Below are 26,369 nucleotides of genomic sequence, written 5' to 3' on the forward strand. Positions count from 1 at the left end.
TAGCATTTAATTGAGTTGCAGCGGTGCTCTGCTCTACGAGCGTCCAATAACGGCCATCAAGAGCTGACGTTTTTGTGGGGGGAAAAGTAGGGGGAATCAATTTCATGGCCAAAGTCACCATGATCACTCGACGCTCCCTTCTCGCCACCGTGCCAGCCTATGGCACCTTGACACTGATCGCTCCACGCGTGATAGCAGCGGGTATGAAGCTGCTGGACAGAGAACTCCGCATTCCGGCTCTGGCTGTAGTGAGCGGCGTTAACTACTGTGCAGTGTGTTTGAGGTACCAGTGTTGTGTCGCATCCAGAGAAGCCTCAAAAACCCCCAGGATTTCATTGACATCCTTCTCCGTTGAGATCAATGGCGGACAGAAAGCCAACGCATCTCCAATGACTCGGTTGATCATGCCTCGCTCCTGGGTCTGAGAGGACAGATGCCGCCCGAGCCTGCCAACTGCTTCAAAAGGTTCTTTTGTGTGCCGGTCGGCTACCAACTCAACGGCAGCAATCAACCCCACACCACGAACCTCGCCAACCAAAGGATGATCAGCAAACTGCTGAAGCCCCTTCCGAAGGATAATCCCCATTTCAGCAGCATGCTGAACCAGGCCTTCCTCTTCGATAATTTTAAGATTCTCTAGCGCGACTGCAGTAGCTACCGGGTGCCCGCTACCCGTGAAGCCATGGCCTAAGGTGCCAATAGAATGGCTCTGATCGGCAATACATTGGTAAACGGCATCGTTGATCAGTATGGCTGCAATGGGCTGATAGGAGGACGACAGCTGTTTGGATACCACCATGACGTCAGGTTTGATATCAAAGGTCTCGCAACCGAACATATTGCCGGTTCGACCGAAACCACAGATGACCTCGTCCGCGACAATCAAGACGTCATGCTTGCGGCACACCTTCTGGATCTTTTCCCAGTAGGTCTTCGGCGGAATGATCACCCCCCCCGCGCCCATCAGCGGTTCGCCATAAAACGCTGCGACCGTCTCAGGTCCTTCCTTGATGATCAGATCATCCAGTTCCCGGGCGAGGCGATCAGCGAATTGTTCTTCTGTTTCACCTGCCCGACCGTATCGGTAAAAGTGGGGGCAACTGACATGCAGGAAGCCTGGCAGCGGAACGTCAAAACCGCGTTGATTTGCCGGCAACCCAGTGAGGCTCGCACTTACGGTAGTGACGCCGTGATAGGCGTTCTGCCGACTGATGAACTTTTTCTTGGCGGGCTTCCCCAGAGCATTGTTCCGGTACCATAAAAGCTTAACTACTGTGTCGTTTGCCTCAGAGCCGGAGTTGGTGAAAAACACCTTGCTCATCGGCACCGGAGCCATCTCCACCAATTTTTCGGCGAGCTCGATGCTGGGGCGGTGTGCCTTGCTGGAAAACACATGATAGAACGGCAATGTACGAAGCTGCTTTTCGGCAGCCCCGATCAGCCGCTGGTTGCTGAAACCAAGCGCTACACTCCATAGCCCTGACATAGCCTCAATGTATCGCTTACCTTGATTGTCATAAACATGAACACCTTCTCCACGTTCGATAATGAGGGGGCCCTCCGCCTCATGAAGTCGAGCATCCGTATAAGGATGGAGGTGGTTTTTAACATCTTTTTGTGCAAGCAAATCCGTCATGATTTTGCCTCGAAGTGAGAGAGGATTCGTTAAACCCAGGGCCGTGTTGAAACCCAAATTAGATACGCAGGCAAGCGCACCAGGCTCCACAGCTACAACTAACCTGTCGCCAATAGCCATGGAGCAAAAAGTGGCATAAGCACCGTAATCGGTGTCCTGACTTACTTGACCAGTTCAGGCTCGCTCCCAAGGTTATGCGCTAAACCTGTGGGAGCAAACCCGCTCGCGAAGAGGACTTTAGGGCTGTTGCCAAAAAATCCGGATCAGAAGTAATAACCGATGTTCATGTACAACTGGTTTTCCCACTGATTACTACCACCAGCCCCCAGACTCTGAGTAAGGCTCCCGCCACCAATGACCGGATCGTTCTTTCCGTACAACCACTCCGTAGCTATCCACAGTTTGCTGAGGGAGAACGAAGTGCCGAAAATCATCCGTTGCGAGGTCTTGAAATCGTCCGCGGACTTATCGAAGGCACTGTAGTTGGCGTACACCTTCACACCGCTGATCTGATCGAACAGGTACTTGCCGCTGACGTCGTAGCTTAAATCCGCCACGTACAAGTTGCCGCGACTGGCGACGTTGTAGGTGGCGTCGTAACCGCCGAAAGACACCAGTTCATCAGTGCCGGGGTTGCGCGGTGACATCTGTTGTCGCGCGGCTTGCAGTTGCACCCCCCACGGGCCGTTTTTGCCGATGTAGTGCACCGCCATGGCATTACGCCGGCCATCGTTGTTGGTGTCGCGGTTCTCCAGGGACGAGGTCAGGCCGGAGATCCCGACTTCGGACTTCCACGGCCCCAGGTCCAGCGCCTTGGCCACCCGTAGGACCACGGTGTTGCGTTCCTGGTTGTTGCTGCCGTCGATAACATAGCTGTCCGCTTCGGAGACCACGCTCGAGTAGGTTTCACCGTTGCTGGTGCCTTTACCCTGCCACGCCGGGCGCAGGTAGTAACCGGCCTGGATATTCCAGTCGCCGCTTTGCTGGATGTATTTGGCACCGACTTGTTCGATGTCTTCCAGCCCCATGACGCTGCCCAGGGTTTGATAGAACGTGCTGCCGAAGTACGGTTGCAAACCGAACGGTAACTGGTTCAGGCCGACCTGGAGTTGCTGGTCGGGGTTGAACTTGTAGCCAATCCACGCCAATTCGGCAAACTGCACGTCACCGACATTATTGGTGTACTTGTAAGGGTAGGCTCGACCGTAGAAACGGTACCTGGCCTCGCCGATCCAAGTGTCGGAGTTGTACTTGGCGCTGAGAATCGCGGTGTCGAAGTTGAACGTCTGGATGTCGCGATCCGGGTCATAGTCCCAACGCGCCCGGACAGCACCGCCGAGATCGAGGTTGTCGGTAACCTGGACCGCCATCGCAGGGCTGGAAACGGCGCCCAATAGCGCCAGTGGGATCAATGAGCGCAAGGCCCGGGTGGTATTCAAGTTCATGGTCGCTCCTTCTGTAGGTCTTATTTTTGGCAACAGCTATCCCGGCCACGGCAAAAGCGCGGTCTGGATAATTGGGGTATGGCCCGCCAGGACGAAGGCTATTGACAGCGTCCAGGTGCGAGCCGGGTGGGTTAACTTCCGGCGGCCAGCAAAGTTTGGGGACAACTATGCCGAGTCTGTATATGTCACCTCTTAATTAAGGCTGAGAGGTGTCTGACAAACCGCGGTCATTACGCTCACGCGTCAGCTGCGTTGCAGCTCTTCAACTACTGCCGCACAAGCACGGAAGGTATTCAACGTCCACTCTGAATTAATAAAGTCCGGCCAACTGGAAAGTTTTACGATTGCTACTTCAGAAGCCGGATCCCAAAAGATACTCTGCCCAAATACTCCGCGCGCCGAGTAGGTACCTAGTTCACTGTCCAATACCCAGCACTGATTACTGTAGGCCGCGCCAGGAAAGCTCTTGACGTAAAAGCCATAGAGGACTTCAAAAGCCGGTGTGGAACCACGGCCGCATTCACGCACAAACTCCTCTGGAACAATCTGCTGGCCGTTGAAACGCCCCCCCTGCAGATACATCTGGGCAAAGCGCCCCAGATCACGCAGCGTGACGCTCATCCCGCCATCGGCCAATGCAGTTCCAACGCTATCGAGGGTGATATTCGCGTCTTGCTCTGCCCCCAGTCTTGACCAGATTTCCCGACTCAGTAAAACGGGCAGCCGCTCACCGCAAGCCCGCTCACAAACCCAGGCCAACATGTCGGTATCCACTGAGCGGTACTCAAAGTACTGGCCATGCTCACGGTCTTTACTCAGCGACTTCAACAAACCGTAAATGCTGTCAGGTGACGCTCGGTCTCCCCGTTCACGCCAGCCCGAGGCGATATCCAACTGGATGAATTCGGCATCAGGATCGGTGTAGTCCTCCCTGAATCTCACTCCCGTGCGCATATCCAGAAGATCCTGTACCCGAGCGTCGCCATAACCGCTTGCCGAAACCTCGGGTACGTAGTCGCTGACACGCGCTTGAGGATCGATTCTGCCCTGGCCGATCAACCTGCCGACCAGGCTACCGACAACGGTCTTGGAGACCGATTGCAACAGATGCAACGTGTGCGGCTGCATGCCATTGAAATACTGCTCCGAAACCACCTTGCCTTGATGAAGCACCAGAAAACCATCGGTGTAGCTGTCGGTCAGGAAGGTCGCCAGATCGGTTTGTCCGCCGTCGACCCGCTGGAAACGTACGTCGTCCAGTGAGCGTTCGTTGCGCTCGAATTCGGTGACTGGCCCAGGACTGCGATGAATAGCGGCGACTGGAAACAACTGGCTCATGTGTTGGAACGACCAACGGTTATAGGGCGGGCTGTCCCAGTTATGCAGGCCAACTTGCTTTTCCCGGGGCGGCGGATAGCCCTGCATCAGACTCAAGTCCTGATAACCAATGCCGGGAGCGGTCATGTCATTTTTGTTGTACATAGGGGTCAGCTCTCATCGTTCAGGGGGTGATGGCAAGAAAAGCGGTGGCCGTTATCCTGGGTTTCTGCTGGCACCTCTCGGCGACAACGCTCACTGGCCCGCGGGCAACGGGGCGCGAAGTGGCACCCGGCAGGCCGGTTCAAGGGGCTGGGGATCTCGCCGCTGAGGATTTGCAACTGGTCACGGCGCTCCGGGTCGATGGAGGGCACTGAATTGAGCAGCGCACGCGTGTAGGGATGACGCGGCCGGCCAAACACCTGCTCCACAGGCCCGGCCTCGACGATGCGCCCCAAGTACATCACCAGCACCTGCTGCGCCAGATACTCGACCGTCGCAAGGTCGTGGCTGATAAACAGATAGCTCAGGCCGTTGTCGGCCTGCAGCGTCTTGAGCAATTGCAACACTTGGGCCTGGACCGACACGTCAAGCGCCGCCGTAGGCTCATCGAGGATCAGCAGTTTTGACTCCAGCGCCAGGGCCCGGGCGATAGCGATACGCTGCAACTGGCCACCGGAGAATTCATGGGGATAGCGCTCCATGTGCTCCTCGCCCATCCCCACATTTCCCAGCAGCGTGAGAATGCGCGCGTGCAAGGCTTTACCGCGCAAACCAAAGGCAACCTTCAGCGGCTCGGCAACAATCGCCTTGATCGTCATTTTCGGGTTCAGCGAGGCGTAGGGATTCTGGAACACCATGCTCAAGCTCCTGCCCCTCTCCCTGGCATCAGTGGGCAGTGGTCGACCTTCGACCTGAATTTGCCCACTGTCGGCTGGCAGCAGACCGAGCAGGGTCGCGGCAACCGTACTTTTGCCACAACCGGATTCCCCCACCAGCGCGACCGTCTCACCGACCTGCACCTCCAGGCTGATATGGTCGATGGCAGTCACCAGGCCGTCGCGGCTGGCGTAGGTTTTGTGCAGCTGATTGACACTCAGCAGTGCGGGCTGGTTGTTGTTGTTCATAGCCGTTTACCTTTCAAAGAAGCCTCACACCTTGACCAATAGGTTGTGGCAAGCTGCCCAATGCTCATTGCCGATGACAACCCTCGGCGCAGCGTGGTTGCAGCGTCCGGTGGCGCGTTCACAACGTGGATTGAAGGCACAGCCAGCCGGGGGAGCCGCCATGTTCGGCACCTGCCCCGGGATGAAGCCCAGGGCTTGGGGCCCCTGCCCCAACTTGGGCACGGTGCCCATCAACTTCAGGGTGTAGGGATGTGCAGGTCGCTTGAACACCTCGTCCACCGGACCGCTCTCCACCACTTCGCCGGCATACATCACTGCCACCCGGTCACAGAGTGAAGCCACTACCCCCAGGTTGTGAGTGATAAACAGAATCGCCAGGTCCTGCTCCCGCGCCAGCTTGCGCAGCAGAGCGATGATCTGCGCCTGCACCGTGACGTCCAGCGCCGTGGTCGGCTCATCGGCGATCAGCAGTTTCGGCCGACAGGCCAGCGCCATGGCAATCACCACTCGCTGCAACTGACCGCCAGACATCTGGTGCGGATACTTGGCTAACGCCATTGGGGGGTCGGGCATGCTCACCGCTTCCAGCGAACTCAGCGCCTCGGCGCGAATTTGTGCCTTACTCAGTTGCCGGTGGCAGCCGATGACATCGAACATCTGCCGCCCGACAGTGAAGAACGGGTTGAGCGCTTTCATCGGATTCTGGAAGATCATCGCCGCGCCACCGCCACGTAACCCCGCCAGCTGCGACGCCGACGCGCCGTTGACCTGCTGTCCGGCGACCCTGACACTACCTCCCAGCCGAGCGGCCTCAGGCATCAATCCAAGGCAGGACATGGCTGTCATCGACTTGCCCGAGCCCGACTCCCCCACCAACCCGAGGATTTCGCCGCGTCTGACATTCAGGTCAATGCCGCGTACGGCCTTAACGGTCTTGAAAAGACCAGGGAAGGACACCGTCAGCCCTTCCAATTCAAGAACCAGATCATGAGCCGCATCGTCTTTTGAGGCAGGGAGAAGCTCGACACTTGAATAGTGCAAAGACTTGTCGATCATCAGCGCATCCCCTTCTTTGGATCGAGCACATCACGCAGCCCGTCACCCACCAGGTTGACGGCCAGCACCAGGACAAAAATCGCCACGCCGGGAAACAGTACCGTCCAGGGATTCTCGAGCAACTGCGAGCGCGACGCGGCAGCCATCAGCCCCCATTCGACCATGGGCGGCTTGGCCCCCAGGCCGATAAAGCTCAGCGAGGCAGCGGCGAGAATGGTGTAACCAAAGTCCATCGAGCCCTGCACGATCACAGGGGTGGTGGCATTGGGCAGTACATGGCGAAGCAAGATGCGCCAGTGACTGACGCCCATTGACCGAGCGGCATGGATGTAGGTTTCTGAACGAACCCGTACTACCGCACCGCGCATGATCCTTGCGTACCAGGGAAACCAGGAGACAGCGAGCGCTAACATGGCATTGGCCAATCCCGATCCCAGCGCAGCGGTGATAGCGATCGGCAACAACAGCGGCGGAAAAGCCAGGAACACATCCGAGAAACGCATGAGCAGCGTATCAACTCGACCACCGAAGTAACCTGAAACAAGCCCAATCGGAATCCCGATCAGCATCGCGATCAGAGTCACGCTCACTCCGATGATCAGCGAGGTGCGTGCGCCATACAGCACCCGTGAAAGAATATCGCGACCAAACTCGTCGGTGCCCATCCAGTGTGCCCAGTTGGGTGCCAGCAATTTCTGGGAAAAGACGATTTTGTTCGGTTCATAAGGTGCGAGCCAAGGCGCAAAGACTGCCGCCAGGATGATCAGCAGCAATAACAGAGCGCCGAATACAAACAACTTGTTATCGCTGGCAAACGCCAAGGCCTTGATACGCCATGATGGGGCTCGAGAGGACATGGACAGGGATACGTCTTGGATACTCATTGGACTCGCAACCTCGGATCAACAAGGTGATACAAGAGATCAACGATCAGGTTGATCGACAGATACGTCGTGGCCAGCACCAGGGTGGCTCCCATCACGGCGGGGAAATCATTCTGGGCAATCGAAAACACCACGAAGCCGCCCAGGCCGGGCCAGTCGAAAACGAACTCAACCACTACCGCACCACCGAGCAGGTAACCGAAGGTCAGGCCCACCACTGTCAGGAGCGGAATCATTGTCGCCTTCAGGGCATAGGCGTAATGGATACGCCACTTGGGCACACCGTAAGAAACGGCCGTACGGATGTACTCCTCGGATAGCACCTCGACCATCATGTTGCGGGTGATCCGGGTGACAGTGGCCAAGGTCACGATGACCAGGGTTAGCACGGGTAGCGTCAGGTGTTTGATAGCGCTCCACAGTGCTACGAAATTACCGGCCAGCAGGGTGTCGATCAGGTAAAAGCCTGTCACTCGCTCAAACGGGCTATCGAGAAGAATGGAAGCATCGATACGCCCTTGCAGGGGCAGCCAGTTGAGCTTGCCGTAGAACAGTAACTGCAAGCCCATGGCCAGGATGAAAACTGGAAACGCCGTCCCGGCGATGGACCCCGCTCGTGCCGCATTGTCGACCACTGAGTTCTGCCGCGCAGCCGAGATGACACCGATCGGCACCCCTAGCACCACCACCCAGAACATCGCCAGGAATGTCAGTTCAAAAGTCGCACCAACCCGCCTGACCACTTCCTCCACCACCGGCCGCCCGGTACGCAGACTTGTGCCAAAATCACCTCGCAGAAGATCACCAATGTAATTGAAGTATTGGATCGGCAGAGGCTTATCCAATCCCAGTTTTTCCCGTGCGACGGCAATCTGCTCCACCGTGGGGTGGTTCCCTAGCATCATTTCCACCGGGGAACCCGGAAGAGCTCGGCTCAGAACGAAGGTGATGGTCAACACTCCCAAAAGAATGAAGAACATCACTATCAATCGCTGAGCTATGTACTTCGCCATTTGGAATACCCCTTGTGGCTAATAAACTTGACCCTGACTTCTTATACCCAACATAAAAGTCCCAAAAGCGGATTAACCCTTGAGGGAATGACCAGGCAGGTCAACTACCTGCCCGGCTATCGATTTACATGGAAAATCAGGTGTTACCTGTACAACCTCATCAAGAACGACTAGGCAATCAGCGATTCAGGTTGTAGTAGAGAATCGCCTCGTAAGCAGGATTCAGGCTCTTTTCCATACCCTTGATGTCTTTGCGAGAGACACGTATCTGCTGCACGTCGGCGTACCAGATCGCAGGAGCGTCCCTGGCCAGTAGCTGCTGGGCCTGCACGTACTTTTCAGTGGACTTGGCCCGATCACCGCCTTCTAACGCCGCTGCCTCTTCAATCAACTGATCAAAGCTTGGGTTGCTGTAGTGAGACAGATTGAATAACGTGGTTTTCTCTGTATGGAACTGACTGAAAAGCCAATCGCCGGGTGTCGGATATGTCGGCCACCAGGCCATGGATTGCATATTGGGAGCGGTATTCAGCTTCTTTGCCCTATCCCAGATCACACCCCACTCACCGGGGAGTAACTCCACCTCAACGCCAACCTGGGACGCCGTCGCCTGGAATAGTTCAGCAGCGTTTGCATAGATGCCACTGATGTACTGCATCGAGACCTTCCAGTCCTGCTTGGGTACACCGGAGGCTTCCAACAATTGTCGGGCTTTATCCAGATCGTAAGAGGCCATAGGCACGCTGGCATGCCCCCAGATACTGGTGGGCAAAGGCCCCTTGGGAACGCTGCCGTAGCCATGCAAAATATCTTTGGTGACACTCTCATAGTCCCAGAGGTACTGCAGCGCCTGACGAAATGCCAGGTTGTTCGTAGGGTACTTCTGGGTATTGATCAAAAATTGAAAGTTCTTCCACGAAGGCGCGGTGCTCACCTTGATGGAGGGGTTCTCTCCCAACACCTTGAGCTGATCAAGAGGGATATCCCAAGCGACACCGGCCTCGCCATTTTTGATCATCTGAGTACGAGTGGCGGCTTCGGACACGACCTTCACGATGACCCGATCAAATTGCCCTTCTTTCCAACCTCCCCAGTAGCCATCGAATCGCTCAAGCACTACTTGCTGGCCCTGTTCGACCTGCCCAAGCTTATAAGGCCCCGTACCGATGGCGTTGGGAGCCATCATCCAGTCATGCCCTTTCTCCACCGCCGCCGGGGCAATGATGTAGGCGGCATACTGACCTGCCGCGATCAGATTGGCCGGAGTGGGACTCTTGAACTTGAGCACTACCGTATCGTCAGCGGGGGTCTCGACGGTATCCAGACCTTTCCATACAAACGCAGCGCCCTGCTTCAGCTCCTTGACGTAATCAATGGACTTTTTGACCGCTGCGGCATTAAAGGCCGAACCGTCATGAAATTTAACGCCGTGCCGCAGCTTGAAGGTCCAGGTCTTGCCGTTGTCGCTGCTTTCCCAGGACGTGGCGAGCCCGGGGGAGAACTCCTCAGTACTGCCTGGCGCGTTATATACAACGAGTGTCTCGTAGATATTGCCCAGCACCCGAACTTCCTCGGAAAAAGCCGAGGCTGGATCCCAATCTTTGAAAGAGGCTCGATCAGCGACAACCAAGGTATTGTTTGCCGCGTACACCCAACCACTGGTCAATGGCGCAGCAATGGACAAAGCCATCAACCCCGCCATCAATGTTCTTTTGAATTTCATAGGTGTTCCTCTTATTTTTATGGTGGCGCAGCGGATCACTTGTAGAACAGCTACTCATTCAACTGGAATGAATAATGTGATTGGCCGTTAACGAAACTGACTTCTGAGTGGTGTATGGCATTATCGATCTGCCGCACGGCCACCTCAATTTCGCGAGCGCGAAGAAAAAAACGCCAGGTGACGCCCAAAAGCGTCACCTGGCGTCTATTTTGAAAAAGACTAAAACAGCGGAGGGACGAGGTTGAACTCACCTTCTGGTGGATGCACCAACAGCCGAGCCCTCACCTCTACGGGAATCTCGGGGGCATCAATTGGAAAACAGCTGCAACTGTTAAGAGCGTTACGCAGGTCGATCGACTCTCCGAGGTGCTCAAATACAATATGGGCACCAAAAGGACGGCGGAAATTGTCACCCGAAACGCCGATTACCAAGCCATTGAGAAACCGGAAACGGCCGCGGTAGGAGGGATAAATCGCTGACCAGATATAGCCCCGGGACGAGAGGTACTCGCGCTCGACGATGTAAATCAGATCCGACGAGGCAAAGCAGAACCCGCGATATTTATTAACGCCAAAGCTCGCCAACTGGTCATCGCCCAACCTCATCCGCTCGTAGGTTTTACTGAGCATTTTTTCCCCCGAGCGGGTCAAGCGGGTAATCGACTTGATCACCTCACCCGGCGCGGCAGGCGACATCAAATAGACAAAGTAGTACCCCTGGTACTTGGATAACGCCTGCGCGGAGCTCGGAAAAAAATCGGCTGGCACCGCACTGTCCGACTCACGCGCCGTACGTTGTCTATTGAGCAGAGCACGGAAGGATTCATGCTCGGAAAATATTTCCTCCTCATCCACCCCAAAAAAAGTGCAGATCTTGCGCAGGGTAAAGGAGGAGGGAGTCGCTTGCGCCCCCAAGTATTTGTTGAACTGCTGGCGGTTGATATCAAGGGAGCGGCACACCTTAGCCACCGACTTATAATATCCGCAGAGAAGGCGCAAGTTTTGACTGAAATCTTGCATCGACTGGGATGAACTGGAACTGACCATAAAGAGTATTCCTAACGCCAGAATTGACAACATGCTGAACTGATCGTCGCTTGGGGTTACGGCTTCAAAAGCTCCGTGCAAGACAATGCCTGAAAGTGGCGCAGAAGCTCGGTATTGCCAACCCGTGATCGACGCGAGCATCGAGCCCGACCATAGCGTCTCAACAAATACACAAACTTATCCAGCGATTCCTGACGCCTCGGTAGAATTAGCATCGGCTGCATATTTGTAATTCGCACCTTCCCAAGATGTCACCGCTGTGGATTTCATTAGTACCACCGGTGCGGACGCGGCGGAGTTGGCATGTTGCGCTAGGCGCCTGCATTGATGCGGCAGCCGCGCATCATTGGCTACGCATGCGCCGCTATCGAGCACACGCCAGGAAGCGGCCGCGAAGCCTGGAGGAGCGATGAGTCAGCCTGCATCACGTAACGTCCGACCGGGTACGGTTCAAAGTCACTGAAGAGCTCCAGGCTGTAATCAGCCGGTGCCGGGATGACATCGTCTCTCCGTACCTGGTACACCGCCGGCCTGACCGCAAGAAGCAGAAGCAGGCGCAGACGAAGGACCACTGGACGCAGGTTGAAGAGCGGTATTTGACAAGGGCCTTCAAAGAGGCTAGGGAAGCGGCTGGTTGTTACAAAGGATGGAAGGAGGAGGAAATGCCGGGCTTCCACGAAGTGCGAGCATTGTCGCTGCCCCTGTATCAGAAAGCCGGAAAAGACGGGCAGAAGATCGCGGGCCACGCGAGCGAGACCATGACCAAAAACTACCAGCGGGACCACGCGGAAGTGGTCTGGACCGAAGCGATTCCAGACCTGAATATCAGCGAAATCACCGGGTAGTTTTGCGCCAGTTTTGCGCGGGTTTTGCGCAGGCACAAAAAAGCCGATCTAGCTGATCGGCTTAAGTGTCTGATTTTACTCAGGAATAATGGTCGGGACGGAGTGATTCGAACACTCGACCCCTAGCACCCCATCTCCTTTTTCATACTTCTTGAAAGACTCCAGAATTTTATTGTGGATTTTTCAAGGCGAGTATTTACGTGAGCTCCAGCGGTGTTCTGCTCTACGAGAGTCCAGTAACGTCCATCAAGAGCCGACGTTTTTGTGGGGGTAAAAGTAGGGGGAGTCCGTTTCATGGCCAAAATCACCATCAAAGAACTTGAAGCACTAACTGCCAACGATGCCGGCCGAATCCTCCGGGAAGATGGCGATCTAGCCAGTCGAATTGCAGTGCACAAGGACGGCGCGTCGGTCAGCTTTTTCTATCGCAATCGGTGGGGCGGGCAAAACAAAGAGTACGCCTGCGGGTCTTGGCCGCGCAAATTACTGACGGACATCCGCAAGGTACGCAACCAAGACCGAGCGCTCACCGATGAGCAGATCAATCCCAACGAGCATAAGAAAACCGCCAAGGCATAGACATACGCCGCTGCTAACGTAGAGGCCGAACAAGTAAAAACGACGAAGGTGCAAACGCTGACCGTCCAGGACCTGATCAAGGCCTGGCTGTTGGATGGCGTCGCGCGTAAAGATGGCAACTCAGTTGGGCCAGAAAGCGCCAACTTGGCGGGCCTTGTTGGTCGAGGGCAATCCGACGGAACTGGTCGACATCACCCCACTGACCCCTGTCGACTACGAAGCCGAAAGAAACCGCTTCCTTTCACCGGCGGAGCTGTTGGAACTGCACAAAAAAAGGTGTTGAGGACGGGCGCAGGCACTTCCTGACTTTTCACTGCATCCCTGCCCCCCTTCTTTCGAAGACAACTGCTTGAACGATACTTGGGCAATGTGTTGATCAGGAACGAGCCGTCACGGGGAATTCTTGACCCTCTAGCTTCTCCATAACCAACTCAATGAATGCAGACACAGCTAGCGGCAAATGTTGCCGACTGGGGTAAAGCACGTGCAGGCCGTATCCGGTTCTATGGTACTGCGGAAGCACAGACACAAGGCGCCCTGTCTGAAGATCAGACTTTGTCATGGCGGGCGGCAGCAAGGCAATTCCTAGCCCGGCCAACGTCGCCTTGCGCAAAGCTTGGGCGGTGTTTCCATTGAAACGGCTAGTGACCCGCACTTCTTCCGCTGCACCATTTGGCCCATGGAGAGTCCAGGTAGTGACGCCACTAGGATGACCAAAAGTTACACAATCATGATTGACCAAATCTCCAAGCGAATCAGGTACGCCTCTTTTTCTGAGGTAATTCGGGCTGGCCACCAGACCTTCGTTACCAGCTCCAAGGAGTTGGCGACCCACATATCCTGAGTCTTGTAACGCTCCGCCTCGAAACGCAATGTCGATACGATCAGCGATCAAATCGGCGCGTGCATCACTCAGCACAAAGTCGACGTGTACCCGTGGATGCGCCTCGAGAAAATCGGCTACCCACTCCATAGGAAAGAAGTCGAAAAAATCAGCCATTGCCGCAATGCGGACGGTGCCACTCGGCTCTTGGTTTCCTGTCATCAGCTGCTCACCAGCGTCAATCAGTCCATCCACGGCTCCACAGCATCGCTCGTGAAAAGCCTCGCCAGACTGGGTGAGTGTGAGCTTGCGCGTGGAGCGCTGCAGCAGCCTTGTACCGAGTTGAGCCTCAAGCTGTTGAACCCGCCGGCTTAAGGTGTTTGAGGGCATTCCAAGCTGCCGTGCTGCCTCAGCGAAACTACCGCTGCGCACCACTTTTACAAACAATGCGACGTCATTCAGATCGATCATCTTGCTGCCACCCACTCCAAAAATGGATCAGTTCAATCCAATTATGCCATCTAATAAAGCAATCAATAGACGCATATCCTTCAGTCATTGCTGCAGCTGACCTTCACTTGCCGGAATCTCCTGCGGGCTGACCGTCAAGGCTTTTCGGCATCACTGAGTTCATCCACATCCAGTCCAGGCAGCCGGAACTCCGCTCGACGACATCGTCTGTCGGCAAGGGAGAACAAAGAGAAAACATATGACCGCCACCGTAGTAGTTCGACCACGCGCCATTGTCCATCGTACTGAAGGAACCACACATGGCCCCATAACGAGGCTTATGAGTCCAGGTGATCTAGGAGAGCTGTTGAAACCGTTTATTTTCCTGGACATTTTCAGTCTGAACGCCAGTGGTAGTAAGTCGAGTTTTGGCATGCATCCGCACTCAGGAATCGCAACGGTTACCTTCATGACAAAAGGGGATGTCTCTTATGAGGACACCACTGGGGCGACCGGTCTACTGCTCGCGGGTGGTGTTGAATGGATGCAGGCCGGCAATGGGGTGTGGCACGACGCTACGCTAGCAAGCGAGTCCGCAATACAGGGATTCCAGCTCTGGGTGGCATTGCCGCCGCCGCTTGAAAACGCTCCCGCGATGAGTACCTACCTTGATCCGTCGCAAGTTCCACAAGTGGGCCCAGCACGGGTACTACTGGGACGTTACGGGGCAGCCAAAAGCCTGATCGAAGTACCGAGTGAAATGAACTATCTCGCCGTGAGCTTAAAAGACGGTGAGCACTGGCGTTACACCCCACCGTCCGGTCACAACATTGCCTGGCTCGCGGTTAGTTCAGGAAGTCTGGATGCAGGAGGGTTGGTCAATGTCGGCGAATTAGCTGTGTTCGAAGAGTCAGAGCACCACATCAACTTCATCGCGAAAGGCGATTGCTCTTTCGTGATGGGCTCGGCGGTAAAGCATCCGTACGACCTGGTAACAGGTAACTACTCGGTTCACACGAGCAAGGCAGCTCTGGCGCAGGGCGAAACGGAAATACAGCGGATTGGCACACGGCTGCGGCAGCAAGGACGGCTCAACTAGCGCCGCTCAACCCGGCGTGAAAATCATCTCGACGATAACTATCCAACACCCCAAATCATACTGAGGCACGTCATGACAGTGAGCAATCTCAACCTTCTTTTGTCCCCCACCCGAATCGCCAACCTCCCCCTGAAAAATCACATGGTGATGGCGCCGCTGACGCGAAGCCGGGCTGGCCAAGGCGATGTTCCAACTTCCACAGTAGTCGAGTATTACCGTCAACGTGCAAGCGCCGGCCTGATCATTACTGAGGGTTCCCAGGTCTCGGCTCAAGGCAAAGGCTACATGAGAACACCGGGCATTTTCACCAACGAGCAAATCGCCGGCTGGAAACACGTGACCGACGCCGTGCATGCAGAAGGCGGACGGATATTTCTCCAGCTCTGGCACGTTGGGCGCCTGTCACACTCCCTGGTACAGATCGATAATCAGCTGCCGGTAGCCCCCTCAGCGATCAAGGCTGATGGCGAGATCTACACGCCTGAAGGATTGAAGCCTTACGAGTCGCCACGGGCTCTGAGTCTGCATGAAATTCCTGGCGTGATCGCGGATTTTCGCCAAGGTGCTGAAAACGCGAAGCGTGCAGGTTTTGACGGTGTGGAAATACATGGCGCGAACGGTTACTTGATCGATCAGTTCCTGCGCGATGGCACCAACACCCGAACCGATTCATACGGCGGCTCTGCAGAAAATCGCGCTCGGTTTCTTAAGGAGGTTGTGGAGTCGGTCATCGAAGTATTCGGGGCTAGCCGCGTGGGCGTTCGCCTGTCGCCGATTTTTAATTACTTCTCCATGAGCGACAGCGATCCCCAAGCGACTTTCAACTATGCAGCGAAAATGCTCAGTCGCTACGGGCTAGCCTACATTCACGTAGTAGAAGTCGGTGCGGGTTCATTCGACTTCAGAGAACTGAAGCGTCGTTTCGCAGGCACCTACATCGCCAATGGGGGCTATGACGCGGAACGCGCAGAAACGTCCCTCAGAGAAGGAAATGCTGATCTGGTGTCCTTTGGCACTGCGTTCCTGGCCAACCCGGATCTGGTAGAGCGATTCGAACAGGGTGTCGCATTGAATGACGCAGACCCGACCACCTTCTATCAGGGTGAGGAGCGAGGTTATACGGATTACCCGACCATGGCCCAGATCCGATAACGATGTAGTGCTGAGGTAAGCGCAGTCGCCGCCGGCTGCCACTCGCAGAGTAATCGGGCCGTAGATTGCAATGCTGAACCGGGGTAGGAGTCTGCGCCCTCCCCGGTAATTCACCTGCAAACCTGCGGCAAGCCTGTCTTGACAAATAAACTGTGATCACATATCACTTAATGAGGTTTTCTTGTCTACGCACGCCGTAGCCACGAAAGAACTCATGAACAAAAATAAGACAGGACGCATTAGCTATGAACGTGATGAAGCGGCTGACACCCTATACCGGATTGAGAGTTTTGATTTCCGGTGGGGCAGCAGGCATTGGCGAATCGATCGCGGCTGCATATCTCGAAATTGGGGCAAGAGTCCATGTATGCGATGTAAGTGAGCAGGCGATCGCACAATTTCGTGAGCGCTATCCAGAGGCTTTGGCCACATTGGCTGACGTCTCCGACTCTGCTCAAATTAAGCGAGTCTTCGAGATACAACAGGATTGGGTGGATGGGCTCGATGTACTTATCAACAATGCAGGCATAGCAGGGCCGACCGGTGGAATCGACAAAATTAGCGATGCAGAATGGGAACAGACAATAGACATCAATCTCAATGCGCAGTATCGCTTCGCTCATCATGCTGTCCCCCTCCTAACGAAGTCAGAACACGCACACATCATTCATATTTCATCGGTCGCGGGTCGCTTAGGCTATGCTTGGCGGACTCCATACGCCGCGACCAAGTGGGCCATCGTTGGTCTTATGAAGTCATTGGCAGCCGAGTTGGGCGAAAAAGACATTCGAGTCAACGCACTGCTGCCAGGCATCGTCGAGGGCCCGCGCCAGGATCGCGTCATCAGTGATCGCGCCAAACAGTTAGGCATTTCAGAGCCGGAGATGCGCCAACAAACATTGAAGAAAATATCATTGCGCCGGATGACTCCACCCGAAGACGTGGCAGCAATGGCCCTATTTCTATGCTCTCCTGCTGCTAACAATGTGACAGGACAAGCGATCAGCATCGACGGCAATGTCGAGTATCTTTGATTAGTCAGACCTACACGTCTCGCCACCGACCTTGGTAGCGAGACGCTTATTGTGCGTGTTCTAGAGAGCTCGTTTCTCCCGGATTCCGTCACTTTCTTTACCGGCACATCCGTGATCACAGTTGTCTCATTTTCCTATGCTGGCTGATCGAACCTGCCTATAATTCTCACCATGAACCTATCCACACTCGTAACGCCCATGATCCGCCAGACTCTCAGTGCGGACGTTTATGCCCAGCTGCGTGATCTGCTGATAAGTGGACGCGTTATGCCTGGGGAAAAGCTCTCGCTCAGATCTATAGCGGACGCTCTTGGTGTTAGCGTCATGCCAGTGCGAGAGGCTGTTCACAGGTTGGTCGCTGAGCAAGCGCTTGAAATGGCGGCTAATCGATATATTCGCGTTCCTGTACTGACAGTCAGCCAGTTCCGGGAAATCACCAGTATCCGGTTGAATCTGGAGGGGCAAGCTGCAGCTCGTGCTGCGGAGCTTGTTGATTCGCAGGCGCTGGCTGAGATTGAAAAGATACACGAGGCATTTTGCGCAGAGTTCGCAAAAGGCGCTCCCGATGAGTCACGGCTGATTACGCTGAACAAAGAATTGCATTTCGCAATTTATAATCAGGCGGACATGCCTATCCTGCTCCAGATAGTTGAGTCCCTGTGGCTGAGAATAGGGCCTATCATCAACTATGACCTACGATCTGGCACTGAGCGTGTGGTTCAGCGAGTGCAAGCCAGTCATCACGCAGCGATGGTTGATGCTTTAAAGAAGGGTGACTCCGTTGCCGCCTGTGAATCACTGCAAGATGACATCAAAAGTGCTGCCGAGTTTATCCTGAATACAGGGGCGCTGATCGTTGCCGATGCGCACAAGCCTGTCGAAGCTGATTAACCTCATCAACAAGGTTTAAAAAAGGCGCCCTGATATCAGGACGCCTTTTTTGTTCGCTCATTACATCTGAGCGCCGATCATCCAAGGAACTGTTTCTTCATTGCCGACGCCCAACGCCTCGCTTTTAGATTTTTCCCCAGAAGCCACTCGTATGAGCATGTCGAAAATCTCTTTACCCTTCGATTCAAGGGTGGCATCGCCATCCATGACATCCCCGCAGTTGATGTCCATATCATCCTTCATGCGAGTGTACATTTTGGTATTCGTCGCAAGCTTGATCGAAGGAGCAGGTTTGGCGCCAAAGCACGAGCCGCGTCCGGTGGTGAACGCAACGAGGTTTGCGCCGCTGGCGATTTGGCCAGTGGCTCCCATCGGGTCGTAGCCAGGTGCATCCATAAACACCAAGCCTCGGGCCGTGATTGGCTCGGCGTAACGGTACACCCCCATGAGTGCGGAGGAGCCGCTTTTGGCAACTGCGCCTAAAGACTTTTCAAGAATGGTCGTCAGGCCGCCAGCCTTGTTGCCAGGTGTGGGGTTGTTATCGATGCTGCCTTTTTCGCGGTCTGCGTAGCTTTCCCACCATTTGATAAGGTCGACGATACCTTGGCCAACCTCACGGGTTGCCGCGCGACGAGTCAGCAGGTGTTCAGCGCCGTAGATCTCCGGCGTTTCGCTAAGGATGGCCGTTCCACCTTGCGCTACGAGCATATCGACAGCCACACCGAGGGCGGGGTTGGCCGTGATGCCCGAGTATCCGTCTGAACCGCCGCACTGGAGCGCCACGGTCAGGTGCCGCGCCGAGACCGGCTCGCGTCTGCACTCGTTGGCAACCGGCAGCATCGATTCCACGGCGGCAATGGCGGCATCCGCTGCGTTGCGGGTTCCGCCAACGTCTTGGATGACCACGGGAGCGATAAGCTTGCCGGTCTCGATGCCCTGGGCCATGAATAGCGCGCCCATCTGATTGGCTTCACAGCCAAGGCCGATGACCACCACGCCAGCGAAGTTGGCGTGTTTGATGAACCCGCCTAGCGTGCGCCGCAGTTGGTTCACCCCCTCGCCATTGTGCTCTATGCAGCAACCGAAGCTGTGGGTGATCGGCACCACACCGTCCACGTTTGGGTAAGCATCCAGCACACCGTTTCGCGAGAAGTGTTCAACCACCATTTTGGTAACAGTGGAGGAGCAGTTCACAGTGCTCACTACACCAATGTAGTTTCGAGTTGCTACTCGCCCGTCAGCGCGGACGAAACCTTGGAATGTCACAGGAGAGGCTGCAGGCGACGCGACTTTGGCATCCTCGCCGAACGCGTAGTCTCGCTCGAACGCCGCCATCTCCAGATTGTGCGTATGCACGTAATCGCCTGGCTCGATGGATTTAGTAGCAAAGCCAATGATCTGGCCATAACGCAGAACAGGATCACCTGGGTTTACGTGTGCAAGGGCGATTTTGTGCGCTGCGGGCACATCGGCGAGCACCACGATATTACCGAACTCCGTGACCACGGTTCCTTGAGGTATCGAAGCGCGTGCGATTGCAACATTATCGTCGGGATGTAGTTTAAGTGCCAGGGATGTACTCTTCATTTTGTCCTCGCATTATCAGTAATACACGGCGCAGCCTGGGGCAATACAATGTTGTCCCGCGTTTTTGTAGTAATCGTTTCTTGTGCCTGACGTAGTTTCAAACTCAGGAATGCCGCGAGCGTTAAAAGAGCCGCTACAATAATGAGTCCATTCTTCGTACTCCCAGTAGTTTGTTCAACGAATCCCAGAAGTGAAGGGCCGAAGAAACCACCAGTAATACCAAAGGTATTCACTAACGCCAGACCCGCCGCCATACCTGCTCCCGCCAGTCTTGAACTGGCAAAGAGGAATATCACAGGCTGAACAACGAAAAACATCGATGCCGTAAGAGTGAATCCTATTAGAGCTATCAGTGGAGTGGTAAAGGCCGCGATGGTCAATCCAGCCGACATCAGGAGCAGCCCACCGAACATTATTTTGCGTGAAACCTTCGGAGTAGTTGCATACTTTGGAAGAAACGCTGCCCCGAGTGCTGCTGCGATCCATGGGATTGAGTTTAACAATCCTATTTGTAACGATGACAAGCCTCCATACGTGCCAATGATGCCCGGCAAGAAGAAAATTACCGAATACACACTAACTTGGTGGAGGAAGTACACCGCGATCGCAAGCCAAATCTGAGGAATTTTAAGAACGCCCTTAAAAGAATTACCTACATTGCCGGAGGCGATTTCTTCATCATGTTCTTTCTTCAGAACTTGCTCTACTTCAGTGACTTGTTCCTTTGATAGCCAACTTGCCGTAGATGGGCCGTCCGGAAGCTTTCGCCAAATCACGACGGAGAATAGAACAGCTGGAATTCCCTCCAAGAAGAACAGCCACTGCCAGCCGTGCCAACCCCAGATTCCATCCATCTCTAACAGCAGCCCGCCAACCGGCCCGCTGATGATGTTCGCGAGACAGACCCCGATTAGAAAATAGCCACTGGCTCGTGCCCTTTGCTCACGACCAAACCAATAGGTTAAATAGAGCATTACACCTGGGAACAATCCGGCTTCAGCTGCGCCCAGTAGCGCGCGGGCAATGTAAAACGTAGTCTCATCGGTAATGAAGGCCATACCGGCAGACAACAACCCCCAGGTGATCATGATCCTGGTGATCCAGAGTCGAGCACCTACCCGGTGCATGATCAGGTTACTGGGTACCTCCATGAGTGCATAGGTAAGGAAGAAGAGCCCTGCACCAAAACCGTAGGCGGCAGCGGAAATACCCAAGTCTACTGCCATGTGTGTTTTGGCAAGTGAAATGTTAGTTCTGTCTAGAAAGCTTATAACGTAAGCAAAGATTAACATCGGCATTAGTTTGCGAAACATTAAAGCGTTCAGCGACTGTCCCTTTTGTGTTTTTGTATGGGTCGTAGCTAACATGGTTCATTTTCTCCTCATGAGGATAAGTTGCTAAGGCGCGGGTGTTGTGCCGCGACCTTTAATTATCAAAATATCCTCTAGATAGACTTTACGGGGGGTGAGTGCCCGCGCTTAGAAATTGACGTTATCGCCACCTTTGAGCTTCAGGATTCCCCTGGCGTCAGCAGGTGTCGCCACTTCAAGTGAAAGCCCTTCGAGAATTTTGCGCATGCGCAATACTTGATCGGCGTTGCTTTTTGCCAATTGGCCCGGCCCGTCCCAAAGCGAGTCTTCAAGACCTACACGCACATGTCCTCCAAGCGTGGCTGATTGAGCACCAATGCTCATCTGCTGCTTTCCTGCAGGAAGAACCGACCACTGATAGTCATCTCCGAAGAGACGATCAGCTGTGCGCCGCATATGCAGGACGTCCTCGGGGTGCCCGCCGATACCACCCAAAATGCCGAAAACCGATTGGATCAAAAACGGGGGTTTGATGAGGCCACGATCAATGAAATGTGCTGCGGTGTAGAGATGCCCAATGTCATAGCATTCGATTTCAAAACGGGTACCGTTCTCACTGCATGACTCGAGGATGTGGGCTATGTCGGTAAATGTGTTTTTGAAAATGCGGTCATGGCTGCCGGCGAGATATGGTTCCTCCCAAGCGTGTTTGAACTCCTTAAACCGATTGAGCATTGGGTAAAGACCCATGTTCATCGTGCCCATGTTCAGCGAGGCCACTTCCGGTTTGAACTGATGTGCTGGACGAAGTCGATCTTCAAGCGACATTGTCGGTGCACCACCTGTAGTCAGGTTGATCACCACATCGCTAGCCTCTTTGATAGCCGGCAGAAACTGCTTAAACAGTTCCGGATCCTGAGAGGGGCTGCCATCAATTGGGTTACGAGCATGTAGGTGAACAATTGAGGCGCCAGCCTCAGCGGCACCAATCGCCGCTTCGGCAATTTGACCTGGTGTTACCGGCAGGTAACGAGACATGGAAGGTGTATGAATTGCGCCGGTGACCGCGCAAGTGATGATGACTTTACGAGCCATAGTGACCTCCTGGTTACTTTTATTTTGGTGTTCAGGATGAAGTGATGCCGTCAGGAATTTGGTGCTTGACGCTTGTGCGCAGCGAGAGCCATAAGGCGGCGGTCACGCCAAGCGGATCGCAATGCAATGCCTTCAAGTTCAAGTTTTTGGCGGCGCTCGTCATGTACTTTGGCGACTGCTGATTCCGACCAGTCAAAAGCATTTTCGGAATTGATCGTTTCGCGATTTTGCTGACCGTAGCGTTTGGCATAGTCAGATACGCCGGCAGGGGCGTTGAGATCGATGGTTTCGAAGGGGCCCATAAATGACCAGCGGAGGGCGAGTCCATCTTTGAGTACCCGATCAATATCCTCAGAGCTAGCAAAGCCTTCCTCATGCAATTTGAAGCATTCGTTGAGGACTGCGGCTTGGACTCGGTTCAACAAGAAGCCGTGGATCTCTCGGGATAGAACGACAGGGCTCTGCCCTGCTGCGGTGTAGATCTCATGCGCTCGAATCATCACTTCAGATTCTGTCCACGGCGCAGGGCAAAGCTCCACAAGAGGAACTAAGTAAGGTGGGTTGGTAGGGTGTGCAACTACGCAGCGCCCCCGACCTGGTAGATCTTTAGTGAACTCGGAGGCCGGTAACCATGAAGTTGAACTGGCAAGAATCGCGTCCTTGGGTGCCAACACATCCATTCGACTGAAAATGTCGATTTTCGCCTCCACCGTTTCCCGAACGTTTTCCTGTACGAGCACCACATCACGTAGCGCATCAGCCAAATCGGGAACACACGTAATACGTGCAAGTACGGTGAGGGGCGCGTCATTGAGGAGATCAAATTCTGCGAGCTCGTTAAGTCTCGCTTCGATGTAGGCATGGCTGTTCTGCATTGTCTGCAGATCCATGTCGTGTAGGCGTACCGGATGTCCTGCTCGAGCAAAAACAATCGCCCAAGCTCTCCCAATCAGGCCTGCGCCAACGATTGCAATGGGGCCACGCTCGGTCGCAGATGGAGTTGTACTTCGCATGATGTTCTCCAAATTTTGTATTTATGTTTAGGAGTAATCGTTTGAGCGGTTGGTGAACAATGCTGACGCTCAGATGTTCGCTCTGAGACAGATGCTATCCACTGTGATCACAGATCACAAGAAAATAATTCTGATTGTCTGACGATCGGCTATAGAAGGGATTCGAGGGTCGAGATAGCTCCCGCAACGGCCTGAGCCTCAGTGGGTCGGCGCGCATTAGGTTTTTGTGCGGGAATAGAAAAGGCTTTTTTCGGGATTGAACCTTCGCGTTAAATAAACGCAGAAAAGCCCGCCTGACGAGCGGGCTCCTCAATCAGATCTTTCAGCCTGCGTGGCCGTGACCCGCTTCACGAAGGAAAGCGCGTACCGTGTCACAGAACTCCAATGGGTTCTCAGTCATTGGATAGTGGCCAGTACCTGCGAGCACGGCGATCTTACTGCCGGGAATGCGAGATGCTGTCTCCTCAACCTTCTCTTGGTACACCAACCAATCCGCGTCACCGCGCAGAAGTAAAACAGGCGCTTTGATCTTTCCAACTTGTTGCCGCTGATCAAAGTTCGCATAGCCTGTGAGGTCACCTTTCATCACCTGCGGCGTGGTGCGCGAGATCTGCCACACCACCTCCCTCGCACGATCTGGTGGAGTGCGATTGCCCGTCATCGAACGAGACCAGGCACCGATGATCTCTGGCCCATTCATGAGCAACATATCGAGGAAGAACTCGGAAACCGTCGGGGTAAAATCTGCCCCTTCAGCTGAAATGATCGCGCTGTACGCATCGGGCCGACGTGCCCCCAATTCCAAGACCAGATTGCCACCCATCGAGCATCCCATGATGGCGGGTTTCTCAAGTCCCAAAGCCTCCATAAGGTGCTCATTGAACTCCGCATGGCGAGTGAGGCTGTGGAATGGGCCTGATTCGGGTAGCTCTGATTTGCTATGCCCGGGGGCGTCAATTGCAATGACGCGGAACTCATCTGAGAGGCCGTCCAGTACGTGCCTGTACATCAGAGAATCTTGTGATGCTGCGTGGAAGCAAACGAGTGGACGCCCCTCCCCTGATTCTTCGTAATAAACGCGAATTCCATCAACGGTAATGTACCGTCCTACCGTCTCTTTCCCCGACGGCTTAGGCCCGGGAGAGTACGAGACTGGTGGGTTATTATTAGCTTTCCCTACACGCTTCATTGCGTCGAACGCGCGGGCCATCACATCTACGTACTGCCATGCAGCGACCACGTTGCCCTCAAGCTCAAGTTTTCCCAATCCAGGGGACAACGCTTCAAACCAGTCGATCTTTCCGTCAAGAACGCGCTGCCACTCATCATCAGCACCAGACACGATGATGTCAGCGCCCAACGGGCTTCCTTCCGGGTAAACCGCAACGACTTTACCGGCGAGAACCGCAAGCGTTGAGAAACCTGTGCTGTGCTTGAATTGAATGCGCCCATCAAAATAGCGAGCAGCGGCAGTCCAATCAGCATCACCGTTTAACTCGTCGGCGAATTGGCTCAACCATTTGGCATCATTAATAAGGGTCATGACTTTCTCCTAGCTTTAGCTATCCCCAAGGGGATTTTCTTGTAAGTGCAGGTACGATCGGTTCGTTACAAACCCATGTTGCAAGAGGACTTCGATACCAGCGCCTTGTCGTACTTAAGGAACCAGCCGGTAGTTTCTCGGGTGAAGAAAATGGTGATGATGGCCGCCAGTACCATGAGACCGGAGATAAAGTAGAGCGCGTAGTTGTAGCCCGCAGCCTGCTCAAAGCCACCACCTGCGCCGATGAACATCCCGATCACGAATGGCCCAAAGCCACCGGCGTAAATACCGACGTTGACGATTGAGCCCGCCAGGCCAGTCGTGCCTTGCTTCGCAGAGTCAAACGCAATGGCATACAGCAACGTGTAGGGCGCGTTCATCGCGAACCCAGCAAACAACTGAATCGCGATAAGCCAAGTCAGGCTGACGGATGAGTATTTGAAGAGGTACATGCCCACCGCAAGCCACGCGAAAACAAGGACTAGGCAAAGTTTTCGGCCTGCACGGTCTGAAATCCATCCCCAAACGATCTGGCCGATACCACCGGTGATCGTGAAGAGCACCGAGTAAGCAGCTGCCTCTGCGAAGTTGTAATGGGCAACAAAGGCCAGGTACTGAGGTAGCCAGAAGCTGATGCCGAAGTAGCCAACGATTGCAAACATCGAGATTAGAGCGATAGCGGAGATGTTCGGATTTTTCATTGCCGACTTGAACGCGCCTTTGGGCACCTCCACCACACCTTGTACCGCTTCCATTGATGGAGGGGTCTCACCCACGGCTTGAGCGTGTTCAACAAAAGACTCGTAACGCTTCTTCGTACTGAACCACCAGTAGACCGAAAAGATGATGATCATCGGTACAGGGAAAAGCAGGAATGCCAAGCGCCAATTTTCCGGGCCGTAAGCGTGGAGTAGAGCACTGATCGCTAAGCCGCCGATCAATGTGCCCCAAGGGTATCCGGTGTGATGAAGTCCTAGGGCGAAACCACGGCGTTCCTTCGACCACCACTCAGACAAGGAGGTGACTTCGATGGCTTCGCCAGCACCGCCAAATGCGTGAGACATCACTTGCAGCGCGACAAGCACTCCAAGCGAGCCAGTCAAGAAATTGAGGCCGGTCAGAAAGGTGAATAGCGTGTAAGCAATCACGATTGGCAGGTGGCGGTATTTTCGCATCCATCCCTGACCGCCTTTATCAGCCCAAATCATGCAAGGCACGGCTATCAAAGATGTAGCGATCGTGATGAAAGCGGCAAGCAGTCCAGTCAGCTCAGCGCTTGTCTTGAACTCGCTGGTGATGGAGGGCAATACCATAAAGAACATCTAGCGGGAGTTGGCATCCATGGCATATACGAGCCACAAAAGAGCCATCGCGCCCCACGAGGCTGCACCTGCTCCTTTCGGCACACGATTGACCGCAGGTAATGCTTCGATTTTGTCTTGAGCAAATCCCATGGGGATATCTCCGGGTGTTTATTTTTATTCTCCGGCTGAGGATCGGTGTTTTGCACACATACGCCTCAACATCCGAGATGATTCAGCACTTGTCGTACTGCTCACCATGGACAGAGGTTATGGCTCAAATTCAGGGCTGAATATAGCTGGCAAAGCACACCTGCTGTGACCGCCAGGAACAGGTCAGTGGCACAGACCTAAGGGATTACCAGTTGCAGCACCATCGCCCTTGAGCATGCAGGCGAC

At 54.5% G+C, this 26,369-nt stretch carries 20 protein-coding genes and 2 pseudogenes; 6 read left to right on the plus strand and 16 right to left on the minus strand.

What is annotated here, in order from left to right; genetic code table 11:
* Nucleotides 1-262: 262 nt before the first annotated feature.
* From ACZYR5_RS11075 to ACZYR5_RS11115, 9 genes are all read right to left on the minus strand, one after another.
* Nucleotides 263-1,636 carry an aspartate aminotransferase family protein gene (locus tag ACZYR5_RS11075; RefSeq protein WP_489089813.1) on the minus strand — a complete coding sequence of 458 codons (1,374 nt, stop codon included), beginning with the start codon at nt 1,634-1,636 and terminating at the stop codon, nt 263-265.
* Nucleotides 1,637-1,899: 263 nt separating this feature from the next.
* Complete coding sequence (locus tag ACZYR5_RS11080) at nt 1,900-3,081, minus strand: hypothetical protein (RefSeq protein ID WP_489089812.1); 1,182 nt, start codon at nt 3,079-3,081, stop codon at nt 1,900-1,902.
* A 243-nt stretch (nt 3,082-3,324) separates the two neighbouring features.
* Nucleotides 3,325-4,563, minus strand: coding sequence for a serine hydrolase domain-containing protein (locus ACZYR5_RS11085; protein WP_489089811.1), 1,239 nt, complete (start codon nt 4,561-4,563; stop codon nt 3,325-3,327).
* Nucleotides 4,564-4,568: 5 nt separating this feature from the next.
* The gene (locus ACZYR5_RS11090; RefSeq protein ID WP_489089810.1) at nt 4,569-5,525 is read right to left on the minus strand and encodes an ABC transporter ATP-binding protein; all 957 of its coding nucleotides are present in this window, start codon (nt 5,523-5,525) and stop codon (nt 4,569-4,571) included.
* Nucleotides 5,526-5,549: 24 nt separating this feature from the next.
* On the minus strand, nt 5,550-6,581 hold the full coding sequence (locus ACZYR5_RS11095; protein ID WP_489089809.1) for an ABC transporter ATP-binding protein: 1,032 nt from the start codon (nt 6,579-6,581) through the stop codon (nt 5,550-5,552).
* Nucleotides 6,581-7,465 (minus strand): ABC transporter permease, encoded by an 885-nt coding sequence (locus ACZYR5_RS11100; protein WP_489089808.1) that lies wholly within the window; start codon nt 7,463-7,465, stop codon nt 6,581-6,583. The genes ACZYR5_RS11095 and ACZYR5_RS11100 overlap by 1 nt, the downstream gene beginning before the upstream one ends.
* On the minus strand, nt 7,462-8,478 hold the full coding sequence (locus ACZYR5_RS11105) for an ABC transporter permease (RefSeq protein ID WP_056723400.1): 1,017 nt from the start codon (nt 8,476-8,478) through the stop codon (nt 7,462-7,464). Before ACZYR5_RS11105 ends, ACZYR5_RS11100 begins: the two co-directional genes overlap by 4 nt.
* A 178-nt stretch (nt 8,479-8,656) precedes the next feature.
* Nucleotides 8,657-10,201, minus strand: a complete 1,545-nt coding sequence (locus tag ACZYR5_RS11110) for an ABC transporter substrate-binding protein (RefSeq protein WP_489089807.1) — start codon at nt 10,199-10,201, stop codon at nt 8,657-8,659.
* A gap of 219 nt (nt 10,202-10,420) precedes the next feature.
* Nucleotides 10,421-11,389, minus strand: a complete 969-nt coding sequence (locus ACZYR5_RS11115) for a helix-turn-helix domain-containing protein (protein ID WP_489089806.1) — start codon at nt 11,387-11,389, stop codon at nt 10,421-10,423.
* 302 nt (nt 11,390-11,691) lie between these two features.
* On the opposite strand from ACZYR5_RS11115, the pseudogene ACZYR5_RS11120 reads away from it, so the two are divergent.
* A pseudogene (locus ACZYR5_RS11120) lies at nt 11,692-12,093 on the plus strand (site-specific integrase); the annotation flags it as partial.
* 294 nt (nt 12,094-12,387) lie between these two features.
* Nucleotides 12,388-12,946 (plus strand): annotated as a pseudogene (locus ACZYR5_RS11125) (site-specific integrase); the annotation flags it as partial.
* 102 nt (nt 12,947-13,048) lie between these two features.
* On the opposite strand, the gene ACZYR5_RS11130 reads toward ACZYR5_RS11125, so the two are convergent.
* A complete protein-coding gene (locus tag ACZYR5_RS11130) occupies nt 13,049-13,966 on the minus strand; it encodes a LysR family transcriptional regulator (RefSeq protein ID WP_038364722.1) in 918 nt (305 codons plus the stop codon).
* A 238-nt stretch (nt 13,967-14,204) separates the two neighbouring features.
* On the opposite strand from ACZYR5_RS11130, the gene ACZYR5_RS11135 reads away from it, so the two are divergent.
* The 4 genes from ACZYR5_RS11135 (at nt 14,205) to ACZYR5_RS11150 (ending at nt 18,121) form a co-directional block, all read left to right on the plus strand.
* Nucleotides 14,205-15,044, plus strand: coding sequence for a pirin family protein (locus ACZYR5_RS11135; RefSeq protein WP_038364720.1), 840 nt, complete (start codon nt 14,205-14,207; stop codon nt 15,042-15,044).
* A gap of 72 nt (nt 15,045-15,116) precedes the next feature.
* Complete coding sequence (locus ACZYR5_RS11140; RefSeq protein WP_150705637.1) at nt 15,117-16,196, plus strand: alkene reductase; 1,080 nt, start codon at nt 15,117-15,119, stop codon at nt 16,194-16,196.
* 245 nt (nt 16,197-16,441) lie between these two features.
* Nucleotides 16,442-17,230: an SDR family oxidoreductase gene (locus ACZYR5_RS11145; RefSeq protein ID WP_038364716.1), complete on the plus strand. Its 789-nt coding sequence runs from the start codon at nt 16,442-16,444 to the stop codon at nt 17,228-17,230.
* A 198-nt stretch (nt 17,231-17,428) separates the two neighbouring features.
* Nucleotides 17,429-18,121, plus strand: coding sequence for a GntR family transcriptional regulator (locus ACZYR5_RS11150; RefSeq protein WP_224789372.1), 693 nt, complete (start codon nt 17,429-17,431; stop codon nt 18,119-18,121).
* 60 nt (nt 18,122-18,181) lie between these two features.
* Here the strand turns inward: ACZYR5_RS11150 and ACZYR5_RS11155 are convergent, their stop codons facing one another.
* The 6 genes from ACZYR5_RS11155 to ACZYR5_RS11180 form a co-directional block, all read right to left on the minus strand.
* Nucleotides 18,182-19,708, minus strand: a complete 1,527-nt coding sequence (locus ACZYR5_RS11155) for a UxaA family hydrolase (protein ID WP_038364712.1) — start codon at nt 19,706-19,708, stop codon at nt 18,182-18,184.
* Nucleotides 19,705-21,075, minus strand: coding sequence for an MFS transporter (locus tag ACZYR5_RS11160; RefSeq protein ID WP_489089805.1), 1,371 nt, complete (start codon nt 21,073-21,075; stop codon nt 19,705-19,707). Before ACZYR5_RS11160 ends, ACZYR5_RS11155 begins: the two co-directional genes overlap by 4 nt.
* A gap of 111 nt (nt 21,076-21,186) precedes the next feature.
* Nucleotides 21,187-22,113 carry a 3,5-dioxohexanoate:acetyl-CoA acetone transferase gene (gene kce, locus ACZYR5_RS11165; protein ID WP_038364703.1) on the minus strand — a complete coding sequence of 309 codons (927 nt, stop codon included), beginning with the start codon at nt 22,111-22,113 and terminating at the stop codon, nt 21,187-21,189.
* A gap of 50 nt (nt 22,114-22,163) precedes the next feature.
* The gene (locus tag ACZYR5_RS11170; RefSeq protein WP_122695419.1) at nt 22,164-23,126 is read right to left on the minus strand and encodes a 3-hydroxyacyl-CoA dehydrogenase; all 963 of its coding nucleotides are present in this window, start codon (nt 23,124-23,126) and stop codon (nt 22,164-22,166) included.
* Nucleotides 23,127-23,448: 322 nt separating this feature from the next.
* Nucleotides 23,449-24,669 carry an alpha/beta fold hydrolase gene (locus ACZYR5_RS11175; protein WP_150694411.1) on the minus strand — a complete coding sequence of 407 codons (1,221 nt, stop codon included), beginning with the start codon at nt 24,667-24,669 and terminating at the stop codon, nt 23,449-23,451.
* Between the two features lie 65 nt (nt 24,670-24,734).
* Entirely contained in the window at nt 24,735-25,982 is a 1,248-nt protein-coding gene (locus tag ACZYR5_RS11180; protein ID WP_489089804.1) for an MFS transporter, read from the minus strand.
* Nucleotides 25,983-26,369 lie beyond the last annotated feature (387 nt).

The organism is Pseudomonas sp. F007, assembly GCF_057814275.1.